Below are 12,755 nucleotides of genomic sequence, written 5' to 3'. Positions count from 1 at the left end.
CTTCTGTATTCCAGCGGACTGTTTTTAAACGGCTCATTTGACGACCGTCCCGGGCAACGGTTACTTCACTAGAATTCCTCCCATCCATCCGCATCGGCGGAAAGGTTCAGGGCGGCGTTGCCTTGGCTTGTAGGCAAAGCTGGCATGGGTGGTTTCGCTTGGCTCACCGGGACGGGCGTTTTTATGGTCGCAGGGTGCGCCGTATGGCTGCTGCCCAATCGGAACCGCGCAACCGCTTGTGCCAATGCATCGGCCTCACTGGTCAAAGCATGGCTGGCCGCAGTGGTTTCTTCGAACATGGCCGCGTTTTGTTGGGTGACGTGATCCAACTCGTTGACCGCTGTGTTGATCTCGGCCAGTCCGCTGGATTGTTCCCTTGCGGATGCTGCGATATTCGAAACCCTGTTGGAAATCTCTGAAACAGAAGTCACGATGGAAGCCAGCGCACTGCCGGTGCGATCCACCAGATCGACGCCTTGGCGCACCTGTTCACCGCTTGAAGAGATCAGGGTGTTGATCTCGCGCGCCGCGTCGGACGACCGTTGGGCAAGCGCCCGGACTTCGGTCGCGACCACGGCAAACCCGCGGCCTGCCTCCCCTGCCCGCGCGGCCTCAACCCCGGCATTGAGCGCCAGAAGATTGGTCTGAAACGCGATGTCATCGATCACGCTGGTGATCTTGGAAATCTCCTGTGACGAATTCTTGATCCCGTCCATCGCCTCGACAGCCTGGCGCGCCACTTCGCCGCCCTGCTCGGCATTTTTCTGGGCATCTGCCGACATTTTGCTGGCGTCATCTGCACCCTCAGCCGCAGATCGCACAGACACCGTCAATTCGTCCAATGCTGCGGCTGTTTCTTCCAATGTCGCGGCTTGCTTTTCGGTGCGCCGCGACAGGTCGTCGGCGGCTGAGGTGATCTCATTGGTTTCACTGCGGATCGAGTCCGAATTGTGGATCACGGTGGAGATGGCGTTGCGCAGGCTGTCCACCGTGCCGTTGAAATCCGAGCGCAGCTTTTCGTAGGCAGGCGGCACATGATCAGAGATTTCCGCCTCCAGATCGCCATCCGCAAGTCGGTTCAACGCCTCGCCAAGCAAGGCCACGACATTGCCTTGCTCTTCTGCAGATTTTGCATTGCTTTGCTCCGCCGCCCGCATTGCCTCATCCTGGCTGGTCACATCAGCCCCCAAGAAAATAACCTTTTCCGGTGCACCACTTTCATCCTTGATCACGGCAAGGCTGCCTTCGACAACAAACACCTTGTCGGCGTGCATACTGTAGGCCTTGAACCGACCTGGAGGAATTCTGCCTGCGCAGGCTTCAGCCGCGAAGCGCCGCCCGTCCGTGTCTCCTTCCAGATTGTTCGCAAACATCGAGAAAAGCGAGCAAACTTCCGTGTCTTTCTTGGTGCCATTGATCATTTTCAGGAAATTGTCGTTGGCATCCAGAACTTGCCCATTGATCGAGAATTCCACGCTCAACTGACCTGTGTTGATTGCGTCCAGCAAGGCGGCATTGTGTTGGATTTCCGTGCGGTCAGTCCATTCGACCACGCATCCGATCACATGGCCGTCCGCATCACAGGCCGGGTTGGTGCGGATCCGCAAGATCCGATCCGCGACCCGCAAAGTCACTTCAGTTTCGCCGGATGCGGCGGGTGCATCGTCTCCGTCCAGTATGCCGGTGATCGCAGATTGCATCCCGTAAAGTTCCGTCAGCGGCGCACCAACAAGGTTCTGAGGCGAAATGCCCGGCCAATGTTCTTCCAGTTCGGGCATCAGGCTTTCGATAATGGCGATGCAGGCGGGATTGGCAAAAATCACATTGGCGTTCTCGTCGACAACCATCAAGGATGCAGAAGACCCTGCAAAAGCCGCACTTTTGAAAGCATTTTCGCGTTGCGCCTGATGTGCCTTACTCAAAGACCCGCGAAACGCATCCAGCTTGCCTGCCATCTTGCCAATCTCGTCGCGACGGTTGATGAAGGGGACCGTCGTTTCATAGTCTGCGCCCGCAATCCGCTCCATCGCGGCTTCCAACGCGCCGAGGGGTTGAGACATCCGTGTGCGCAGATAATACGCCGCGACCCCCAATGCAGCGAGGAGAATGGCCAGCGCGACCGCCAGCGTTATCACATTTTCCTGCGCCAAGGCTTGCAGGGCATAGGCATCGCTCCATGCGGTGACAACGGAACCAACCACCGCGTTCTCCCGGCCGAAGCGCAGGGGCATTGCGATCATTTTCCCGTTGTCCGCCGAGACAACTTCACCGCTGGACAACGACTGCCGCGCCAGTTCTTCGGCGGTCTCGCGCAGGGGTTCAAACTCGGGTGTCTCACCTTGAAATACAATATTTCCTTCGAGATCAATCACAACCGCGCCAACGGCCTCCCGCCGCGCCTCGGTCACAACGCCGCTGACGATCCCTTCAACCGCGTCTGTGTTGCCAAATTTCACCGATCCACCCATTTGAACCGCCAGCAGGTTTGTCACCTCTTCGGCGCGTTCGGCGATGTTTTGCTGTGTCTTTGCGCGGACATAAACGTTGTTTCGGAACTCGATAACCGCCACGACAACAATCACACAAATTGCCACCATGAATGTGCATTTGAAGAACAGCGAGTGAATGGGGTTCATCCGCGGTTTCTGGCTGTCGCTTTCAGACATATGGTGTTCCTTCGACCTGCACGGACGGCCATGTCCGTTTGGGGCATCTAGAACATCAGTCGTTACAACCAGATTAACGTGGACGAGTGAGTTGAATGGCACAGGAAGGCGTCAACACTTTGAAATCAAAACATATTGCCTCATACGCCGCCCAAATCACCATGGCTTTTTTCTTAGTTTGTGCGTCGTTGATCCTGCGCCGCCAATCGCACGACTTCGGACAATTCTTGCAATTGTGATGCCAGCGGGGTCGTGCGCCGCCAGATCATTCCAATTGTGCGCGAAGGTTGTTGACCCGCAAACCGCGCACAATCCACAGCCGCAGAACGGGTCTCAACTGACCGCGCCATTTCGGGGATCATTGTCACGCCGATGCCCGCGCCGACCATCTGTACCAATGTTGCAAGTGAACTGCCGTCCAGACCGTTCCGAGGGGGGCTGGCATCCGCCTGACAAAACGACAAAGCCTGATCGCGAAAGCAATGCCCTTCTTCGAGCAGAAGAAGCCGCATATCGCGCAATTCTTCACGGGTTGGCACCGGCGCATCGGCTTGCGTTGCCGGGCGCACCAGAAGGAAATCTTCAGAAAACAATGGTGTCTCAATCAGGGACGGCTCGGACACCGGCAATGCCACGATCGCCGCATCAAGGCCGCCCTCCAGTAACTCTTGCACCAGCCGTGCTGTCAAGGTTTCGCGCAGATGTAGGTCCATCCGCGGATAGCGCCGCGTCAGATCGCCAATTAGCCGGGGCAGCAAATAAGGCGCGATGGTCGGGATGACACCCAACCGGAACGTGCCGGCCAATCCGTCCTGCCCCGCACGGGCGAAATCGCCCAGATCATCCACCGCACTTAGGATACCGCGCACCTTTGCGCTGATTTCGGCCCCAAATGCGGTGAGCCGCACCTCGCGGGCGCCACGTTCAAACAGGGGTCGGCCCAATTGGGTCTCCAACTCTTTGATCTGCACGGACAACGCGGGCTGCGAGATGGAGCAAAAGGCGGCGGCGCGGCCAAAATGTTGCTGCTGCGCCAAGGCTTCGAAATAGCGGAGCTGTTTCAGTGTTAGATTTATCATAACCTCAAACTATCAAAGCCATCCGAAAATCCAATTTTTATTTACCGCGCCACCTTGTTAGAAAGATTCCAAATCACACAAAAGGGAGAGACCAATGGACGGCAATGACATGGATACAGGTGGCAAATGCCCCGTGATGCACGGCGCGGCCAAGCATACGACACAAAGCGTCCGGTCCAACCGGGACTGGTGGCCCAATCAGCTTAACCTGCGAATTTTGCATCAAAATACCCCCCTGTCTGATCCGATGGCCAAGGACTTTAACTATGCCGAAGCGTTCAAATCTCTGGATCTGGACGCGCTGAAAAAGGATCTGGCGGATCTGATGACAGATTCGCAGGATTGGTGGCCCGCCGATTATGGTCACTACGGCCCGATGTTCGTGCGCATGACCTGGCACTCTGCCGGCACTTACCGCACTGGCGACGGTCGCGGCGGCGCCTCTTCCGGCTCGCAACGGTTTGCGCCTCTGAATTCCTGGCCTGACAACGGCAACCTCGACAAGGCCCGCCGTTTGCTGTGGCCGATCAAACAGAAATACGGCAATGCGATCTCTTGGGCCGATTTGTTTGTACTGACCGGCAATGTCGCCATGGAAACCATGGGTTTCGAGTGCTTTGGTTTTGCCGGTGGCCGCGAGGACATCTGGGAGCCTGAGGAAGACATTTACTGGGGAACCGAAGAGGAATGGCTGGCCACGTCAGACAAACCCGGCAGCCGGTATTCCGGCGAACGCGATCTGGAAAACCCGCTGGCCGCTGTGCAGATGGGCCTGATCTACGTGAACCCCGAAGGCCCGGACGGCAACCCCGATCCGCAGGCCTCAGCCCATGATATCCGCGACACCTTTGCGCGGATGGCGATGAATGATGCCGAAACCGTTGCATTGGTTGCTGGTGGTCACACCTTTGGCAAGGCGCATGGCGCGGGCGATCCGTCACTCGTGGGGGCAGAGCCGGAAGCAGCGCCGATCCACGAGATGGGTCTTGGCTGGCGCAACACATTTGAAAGCGGGCTGGCGGCGCATACCACAACCTCCGGCATCGAAGGCGCATGGACCCCGACGCCGATCACTTGGGATATGAGCTATTTCGACACTCTGCTGAACAACGAATGGGAGCTGACCAAAAGCCCCGCAGGCGCCAACCAGTGGAAGCCCAAGGGCGATGCAATGGCGGGCACCGTGCCGGATGCGGCCAGCGGCGAGAAAAAGTATCAACCGATGATGACCACCGCCGATTTGGCACTCAAGGTTGATCCGGAATACGCCAAAATTTCAAAGCATTACCATGAAAACCCCGAAGAGTTTGCCGATGCCTACGCGCGGGCCTGGTTCAAGCTGACCCACCGCGATATGGGGCCAAAAGCCCGCTATCTGGGCAAGGAAGTGCCGGCTGAAGATCTGATCTGGCAGGATCCCATCCCTGCCGTCGATCACCCGTTGGTGGATGCGTCAGACATCGCGGCCCTCAAGGGTAAGATTGCCGAGACTGGCCTGTCCACCGCCGATCTGGTCAAGACCGCATGGGCCTCTGCCGCGACCTTCCGCGGTTCTGACAAACGCGGCGGCGCGAATGGCGCCCGTATCCGTCTGGCCCCGCAGAAGGATTGGGAAGTCAACGAACCGGCAACGCTGTCCAAAACGCTGGATGCGCTGGAACAGATCCAATCCGACTTCAATGCATCTGCAGCTGCCGGCAAGAAAGTCTCCCTTGCCGATCTGATCGTGCTGGCCGGGTCTGTCGGGGTCGAACAGGCGGCCAAGGCGGCAGGCCACGACATCGAGGTGCCGTTTACGCCGGGCCGCATGGACGCCTCTGCCGATCAGACCGATGCCGAAAGCTTTGACGTGCTGGAACCGCAGGCAGACGGGTTCCGCAACTATCTCAAGGTGGATTATGCGGTGCCAACAGAAAAGCTGTTGGTGGACCGTGCGCAACTGCTTACCCTGACCGCGCCCGAAATGACCGTTTTGGTTGGTGGGATGCGGGCGATTGGTGCCAATGCAGGCGGTTCAACCCATGGCATCTTCACCGACCGTCCCGGTGCGTTAACAACCGATTTCTTTGTCAACGTTCTGGACATGGGCACCGAATGGAAACCTGTAGACGACAAGGAAGAGGTGTTTGAAGGGCGTGACCGCGCAAGTGGTGAGGTCAAATGGACCGCGACGCGAACCGATTTGATCTTTGGTTCCAACTCGCAATTGCGCGCCTTGTCAGAGGTGTATGGCGCAGCGGATGCCAAGGATACCTTTATCCCGGATTTCGTCGCGGCATGGACCAAGGTGATGAACGCGGATCGGTTTGATCTGGCCTAAATCCCGGCCAAGGCCCCAATACCAATGAAAAGCGGCGTTTCCTGCTCATGGAAGCGCCGCTTTTTGTTTTTCGATTGTTCAAAAGGGACGCTAAGCTTTGCCCATGCGGGCGCAATACTGGCCCGCGCAATCCGATGGTGAGGCCCATGTCAAAAGATCCACTGCTCCAGCCTTTTCAGCTCAAACACCTGACGCTCAAAAACCGGATCATGACCACGGCCCATGAGCCCGCCTATCCCGAAAACGGCATGCCCAAGGACCGCTATGCCGCCTATCATGCAGAGCGGGCCAAGGCCGGTGTTGCGCTGGCGATGACCGCCGGATCCGCGACTGTAAGCCGGGACAGCCCGCCAGTGTTCAACAATATTCTGGCCTACCGCGATGACGTGGTGCCATGGGTGCGCAAACTGACAGATGCGGTGCATGAACATGGCTGCGCGGTGATGATCCAACTGACCCATCTGGGGCGGCGCACGGGGTGGAACAAGGGCGATTGGCTGCCTTCTGTGTCGTCCTCCAAACACCGCGAACCGGCGCACCGGTCCTTTCCCAAGCTGTTGGAAGATTGGGATATTGACCGGATCATCACAGATTTTGCCGATGCCGCAGAACGGATGAGAGACGGCGGCATGGATGGGATTGAATTGCAGGTTTACGGCCATCTTCTGGATCAGCTTTGGTCGCCTCTGACCAATGATCTGACCGGGCCTTATGGCGCCGATACCCTGGAAAACCGGATGCGGTTTCCGATGGATGTGCTGGAGGCGATCCGCAAACGCGTCGGGTCGGAATTCATCGTGGGCCTGCGCTATACCGCCGATGAGGCGCAGGCGGGCGGGATCTCTGCCGAAGAAGGCCTTGAGATTTCCAAGCGGCTGGCAAACAGCGGTCAGGTGGATTTTCTCAATGTGATCCGGGGGCGCATTCATACCGATCCGGCGATGACCGACATTATCCCGGTTCAAGGCATGCAATCTGCCCCGCATCTGGATTTTGCCGGATCGGTCAAGGCGGCAACCGGCATGCCAACCTTTCACGCCGCCCGCATTCCCGATGTGGCCACCGCGCGGCATGCGGTGGCATCCGGCCTTTTGGACATGGTTGGCATGACCCGCGCCCATATGGCGGACCCACATATCGTGCGCAAAATCACCGAAGGGCGCGAGGATGACATTCGCCCCTGTGTCGGGGCAACCTATTGTTTGGACCGGATATATCAGGCCGGCGAGGCCCTGTGCATCCACAATGCCGCCACGGGACGAGAGCTGAGCATGCCGCATGATATTGCCCCAGCGCCGCAGCCGCGCAAGGTGGTGATCATCGGGGCAGGCCCTGCCGGATTGGAAGCAGCCCGGGTTGCCGCGATGCGCGGTCATCAGGTGACGGTGTTTGAGGCCGCCGCAGACCCCGGCGGGCAGATCCGACTGACCGCGCAATCGCCACGGCGGCGCGAGATGATTGGCATCATCGATTGGCGCATGGCGCAATGTGCGGCGCGGGATGTGACTTTCCACTTCAACACATGGGCCGAGGCGGCAGACGTCACTGCACTGAACCCCGCTGTGGTGATCGTTGCCACAGGCGGGCTGCCGAACACCGAACTGTTCGAGACCGGGCGCGAGGCGCCGCATGTGATCACCAGTTGGGATCTGATCTCGGGCGATGTGAAACCTGCCGGGCATATCCTGATCTATGATGAAAGCGGTGACCACCCTGCCCTGCAAGCCGCTGAACTTGCGGCACAAAGCGGTGCATCCGTTGAGATCATGACACCCGATCGCAGCTTTGCCCCCGAGGTGATGGGCATGAACCTAGTGCCCTATATGCGCAGCCTTCAGGACAAGGATGTGACCTTTACCGTCACGCGCCGCTTGGTGGATGTGGCCCCGGCGGGAAACAAAATGCGGGCCACCATCGGGACCGACTACTCTGATCACACCTATGAGAAAGACTATGATCAGGTGGTTCTGAACTACGGTACACTGCCACTGGATGATCTCTATTTCGACCTCAAACCGCAGTCATCCAATGGCGGCGCGGTGGATTATGAGGCACTGATCGCGGGACAGCCTCAGGGGATCCTGACCAACCCGGAGGGCCAGTTTCAACTCTTCCGGATTGGTGATGCCGTGTCAGCCCGCAACACCCATGCGGCGATTTATGATGCGCTGCGGCTCGTGAAAGATATCTGAACGTCAGGTCACGCGCAGCCGCAGCTGGCGTCCTTCCGGCCCTGCCGCGATAACATCAACGCAGGCGAAGCCCTTGATACAGCTACGCATTTGATCTGCCTGCATCAGGCTCGCGGCGGTCGAGAGCCCGTCGGCTATCGCAGCGGATGGATGGATCACGCTGATCCGGCTCCAATATTGCGGGGCGGGGTTGCCTGTTCGGGGATCAAGAATATGGCTGGCCCGTCCGGCGATTGTCATGCCCTGCGGGGCAGATGTTGCCACCGATTTATTGCTCAGCCGGATAGACTGCGCCGCCGGTTGATCACTTTTCTCAGCCAGCCCGACGCGCCACGCCTTTTGGTCCGGCCCATGCCCCATCGCCGAAATCTCGCCCATATCGACCACGGCATCTTTCACACCGTTGCTGCGCAACAACGCGGTGATGCGGTCGGTGATATAGCCCTGCGCGATGCCGTTGAGGGTCAGTTGCATGCCCTCTTGGTCAAAGGATATTTCCCCGGTGTCCATGCGAACTTTTGCCCAGCCGATCTTGGCATGGGCGGAGGCAATTGTGTCCGGTGTGGGCGTCCCGTTGGCATTGGCATAGGCGGTCCAGAGCGGTTGAATGGTGGGATCAAAAAGGCCATCCGTGGCGCGGTGGATCGCCCCGACCTGCCCCAGAAGTTCCAGCATTTCAGGCGGCGGCGCTTGCAAGCGCCCCTTGGCGTTTAATTGCGACAGTGCACTGCCGGGTTGATAAAGGCTAAAAAGTTTTTCCAACCGCAACAATTCATTGCGGGTGATTTCAATCAGATGTGCCGCATGGTCCTGATCCAGCCCGACAAGCCGCAACTGCACCCGAGCGCCCAATGCAACGCCTTGCCAATCCGCCGTGGCTTGGGCGGCACTGGCCTGCCCTGAGACCAATGCAAAACCAGCGGTGATCGCGATAAATCGGCGGCGTGAAACAGTCATGGCCTGCGTCCTTGTTTCTTAAGAATCCTGAAAACCCAGTTCAACCGGACCCAGCACATAGTCATCGGGGATCTGGTGAAGTTGCAGCACACGGCCGCCGTGGATCTGGGCAAAGTCATTTGCGGCGGCCTGCGTTCCGAAAGGCACAGCCTCAGGCGCGCCCATGCTGCCGGTGCGGGTGCTTTCGATCACAAAGAACGCCTCGTAGAGATCAATCCAAGTGTCGTCTGCGGGAAAATCCCAATCTGCCGCGCGGCCCATGTCATTGACATAAATCGCCACGGGCTCCTGCGTTTCTTCGGGCAAGCGGGTAAAGGCGATGGCGTCGCGGACCTGCGAGAACCAGATCGGATGGTCGATGCCCTTGAGATGGATCTGCGCCTTGGGTCCGGTGTGTTCCAGAATGGTCATGTTGCAATAATGGCCAACCGCCTCTTCGGTCATGGCGATGGCAACGGGGCGTTCGGCGGCTAGCTCTTCCTTGCATCCCGCAAGGGCAGCGCAGGCACAGATCGCCAGGGCGGCCAGCTTCAAATGCTGTCTCATGGTTTGATCCTCCGCATCATCACAACAGTCAGTGCAAGTGCCACAACGATCCAGATGAACGGGCTGGCAATGGCAAGCTGAGGCGCGAAGGGCAGAACGTCACCGCCCGCCGCAAACCCGGTGCTGGCGCCAGCAGCATCAAGTGCGGTCAGGTTAAACAGGCGAAAGGCATCTGCCGGATTGGCCACAAGAAGGTAAGGAAACAGATCGGTGGCAAAAATCCCTTCGGGATCGGCCAGCAAGCCGCCCAGCAGCGCCATATCATACAGAACCACCGCAAAGAGCCAGATCGCAATGGCCAGGGCCGCAGCCGTGCCGGTCTGGCGCACACAGGCGCTGGCGACATATCCGATGCCGACGAATGTGGCGCCCAGGGCAATACTGGTGCCAATCACCCGCGCCAGATCCAGAACACCTGCCAAGGCCACGTTGTCGATGGCGAAGAAGGCACAGACCCCCGCCAAGCCATAGCCGATCAATACCGCAATGGACAAAACGATCACATGACCCAGAAACTTTCCCATGACCACCGCGGCGCGGCTGACCGGGCTGGCAAGGGTCAGTTGCAATGTCCCGCGATCAATTTCCCCGGCAATCGCGTCAAATGACAGCAACAGGGCGATCAACGGCACCAGATAGACCGAAAGTGTCGCGAGGCTGGCGGAGATGATCGTCAATCCGTCCGTGCTGCTAGAAGTGGCGGGGCCAGAGCCAAGAAGAACCAGCAACAGCGCGAACACCAGCAGGATCGCCGTTGCCAGCATGATCCATTTGTTGCGCATACCGATGCGCACTTCGTTCTGGGCGATGGCGATCAGGCCGCTCATTGTCTTGTCTCCGTATCCGCCGAATAGTGGCGGTAAATGTCATCAAGGCTGGGTGGGTAGACCTCCACATCCCGTACGACCGTGCCAAGGGCCGAGATGGCTGTCAGGCGCTGCATTTTTTCGGGATAGCGGCATTCCAATTCGACCGTGGCGCCGTTGATCCGCTGGCCGCCCATTTGCTGGTGCACTTTATCGACATGCGCCGTGTCGGCTTGCACCCGAATGCGCAGCGGCAGGTTTGCCGAATGTTGCAGATCGGTCAGGGGCGCATCCGCCACCAGCTTGCCTTTGCGCAGGATCGCGACGCGGTCGGTGCGCGCTTCGATCTCGCTGAGACCATGAGAGGACAGCAAAACCGCAGTGCCGCGTTCCGCCATTTTCGAGATCAGGTGGTAGAACCGTTGCCGCGCCAGAGGATCCAGACCTGAGGTTGGTTCATCCAGCAAAAGCAGTTTGGGATCGCCCAGCATCGCCTGCGCAAGGCCAAGCCGCTGGCGCATGCCTTTAGAATAAGTGCCACATCGTTGATCTGCGGCCTCCGTAAGGTCCACATCGTCCAGAACCTGATCCACCGCAGCGGGCGCAACGCCCTTCAGCTTGGCGTAAAAGGCAACTGTTTCGCGGCCCGTCAGAAGCTTGGGGAAAGACACGCTTTCTGGCAGGTAGGACACCGTATTGCGGGCCGCCGATGTGCCGGGCGCCGCGCCATTGATGGTGATCTGTCCGTCGCTGGGGCTCAAAAAACCCAAAATGATGCGAAAGAGCGTGGTTTTACCCGCGCCATTGTGGCCCAGCAGGGCCACCCGTTCACCCGGCGCCACATCAAAGGAGACATCTGACAGGACGTCGCGGTGGGCAAAGCACATGGAAACGTTGGAGATACTGAGCAAAGAGGTCATCTGAGGGAGGCCTGTTGTACGAGAGGGGCTGCCGGCTGCGGCGGCGGGTTCATCAGGGGGGCGTCATCAACCACACCGCCGGGCAAAAGCGCGGGAAACTCTTTCTGCGCCCAGCGGATCAACTGGATCGCAGGACTGCCCAGCAGCAGTTTGGCCGAAGGCTGTGTCCACAAGATGTGATCCATCGCGTCATTGGGGCGGAACGCCTGATCCGCGATGCCGTCGCCGTTGACATCATAGGCGCTGTGATCGCTCCAGTAGTTGCCGGTCCAGACATGGTCTTTGGTACCGACATATTTGACCTGGGTCTTACTGCCGACAAAGGCGTTTCCGGCAATGGTATTGCGGTCCGATCCAGCAGTGAAATGAATGCCGATTTGACATTTCTCGAAGGTGTTGTTCAGCAGTTTGTTCTTGTTGGCATTGTACATGAAAAGGCATTTTTCGCCGCCCTCTCGCACGATGTTGTCCTTGATCACCGATGAATTGGCGTAGTTCAGCATGATGCCGTGGTCGCGGTCACGGATAGAGGTGTTGCCGATCACCTTGACCCGTGTGCTGAACATGATGGCAAAGCCGAGGTGATTGCCGATCGAAATGTTGCCGGACACTTCGGTGTTGTCCGCATACATGTAATGCACCGCAAAGCGTAGATCCTCGAAGCGGTTGTTCGAGAACACGTTTTTGCGGCTGGAGTTCACAAAAATACCGTCCCGCCCATAGCGAACGGAATTGCTGACCACCTTGGTGCCCGGCGCATTCCAGATATAGATGCCATTGCCGCGGCGGTTCATCAAGCGGTCGCGGCGGCCAATGATTGTGTTGTTCTCGACCAGCGCGTTCTTGGCGCCATGCACATCCACGCCGTAAAGATTGCCCTCGAACCGGTTGTCCGTGATCTGTGCGCCCTTGGCCTTTTTGGTCAGCTGCACGCCGCTGTCGATATTCTGGTGGTCCGATCCGGAGCCACGAATGGTCAGGCCCGCAATGGTCACATCAGGCGCATCGACGGTGATCACCGATCCTGCGTCTGGGCCGATCACCTCTGATCCGTTCTGTCCAATGATGGAGAGTGTTTTTCCCAAAGTTACGCCACCGCCATAGGTGCCAGCCTGCAAGATCAGACGGTCGCCGGCGTCAGCGGTTCGGATGGCCCCGGCCAAGCTGCCCTGCCCCGGTGCCACCGGGATATCTGCCGCAAGGGCAGACACCGGCAGCGCTAGGCTGAGCACGCTCGCAAAGGTCAGGGCCATCCGCTTCATGTCAGCT

General features: G+C 58.6%; 9 protein-coding genes. 2 read left to right on the top strand and 7 right to left on the bottom strand.

Annotated features, from left to right (window positions below; translation table 11 throughout):
- Positions 1-68: 68 nt before the first annotated feature.
- Positions 69-2,666 carry a methyl-accepting chemotaxis protein gene (locus JNX03_RS01115; RefSeq protein WP_203210649.1) on the bottom strand — a complete coding sequence of 866 codons (2,598 nt, stop codon included), beginning with the start codon at positions 2,664-2,666 and terminating at the stop codon, positions 69-71.
- 173 nt (positions 2,667-2,839) lie between these two features.
- On the bottom strand, positions 2,840-3,745 hold the full coding sequence (locus JNX03_RS01110) for a hydrogen peroxide-inducible genes activator (protein ID WP_203210648.1): 906 nt from the start codon (positions 3,743-3,745) through the stop codon (positions 2,840-2,842).
- A 94-nt stretch (positions 3,746-3,839) separates the two neighbouring features.
- Here JNX03_RS01110 and katG point away from each other — a divergent pair, with 94 nt between their 5' ends.
- Together katG and JNX03_RS01100 are read left to right on the top strand one after the other, a co-directional pair.
- The gene (gene katG / locus JNX03_RS01105) at positions 3,840-6,065 is read left to right on the top strand and encodes a catalase/peroxidase HPI (protein ID WP_203210647.1); all 2,226 of its coding nucleotides are present in this window, start codon (positions 3,840-3,842) and stop codon (positions 6,063-6,065) included.
- Positions 6,066-6,211: 146 nt separating this feature from the next.
- Positions 6,212-8,257, top strand: coding sequence for an NADH:flavin oxidoreductase (locus JNX03_RS01100; protein WP_203210646.1), 2,046 nt, complete (start codon positions 6,212-6,214; stop codon positions 8,255-8,257).
- A 3-nt stretch (positions 8,258-8,260) separates the two neighbouring features.
- On the opposite strand, the gene JNX03_RS01095 is transcribed toward JNX03_RS01100, so the two are convergent.
- From JNX03_RS01095 to JNX03_RS01075, 5 genes are read right to left on the bottom strand one after another with little or no spacing between them, the layout of a single operon-like run.
- Positions 8,261-9,214: an FAD:protein FMN transferase gene (locus JNX03_RS01095; protein WP_203210645.1), complete on the bottom strand. Its 954-nt coding sequence runs from the start codon at positions 9,212-9,214 to the stop codon at positions 8,261-8,263.
- Positions 9,215-9,232: 18 nt separating this feature from the next.
- Positions 9,233-9,760 carry a nitrous oxide reductase accessory protein NosL gene (locus tag JNX03_RS01090; RefSeq protein WP_203210644.1) on the bottom strand — a complete coding sequence of 176 codons (528 nt, stop codon included), beginning with the start codon at positions 9,758-9,760 and terminating at the stop codon, positions 9,233-9,235.
- Positions 9,757-10,587, bottom strand: coding sequence for an ABC transporter permease (locus tag JNX03_RS01085; RefSeq protein WP_203210643.1), 831 nt, complete (start codon positions 10,585-10,587; stop codon positions 9,757-9,759). Before JNX03_RS01085 ends, JNX03_RS01090 begins: the two co-directional genes overlap by 4 nt.
- Complete coding sequence (locus JNX03_RS01080; RefSeq protein ID WP_203210642.1) at positions 10,584-11,486, bottom strand: ABC transporter ATP-binding protein; 903 nt, start codon at positions 11,484-11,486, stop codon at positions 10,584-10,586. The genes JNX03_RS01085 and JNX03_RS01080 overlap by 4 nt, the downstream gene beginning before the upstream one ends.
- The gene (locus JNX03_RS01075) at positions 11,483-12,748 is read right to left on the bottom strand and encodes a nitrous oxide reductase family maturation protein NosD (protein WP_203210641.1); all 1,266 of its coding nucleotides are present in this window, start codon (positions 12,746-12,748) and stop codon (positions 11,483-11,485) included. The genes JNX03_RS01080 and JNX03_RS01075 overlap by 4 nt, the downstream gene beginning before the upstream one ends.
- Positions 12,749-12,755: the final 7 nt, after the last annotated feature.

Origin of the sequence: Sulfitobacter mediterraneus, from assembly GCF_016801775.1 — a bacterium.
Taxonomy (GTDB): Bacteria; Pseudomonadota; Alphaproteobacteria; order Rhodobacterales; family Rhodobacteraceae; genus Sulfitobacter; species Sulfitobacter mediterraneus_A.
This window is presented reverse-complemented; position numbering and strand designations above follow the sequence as displayed.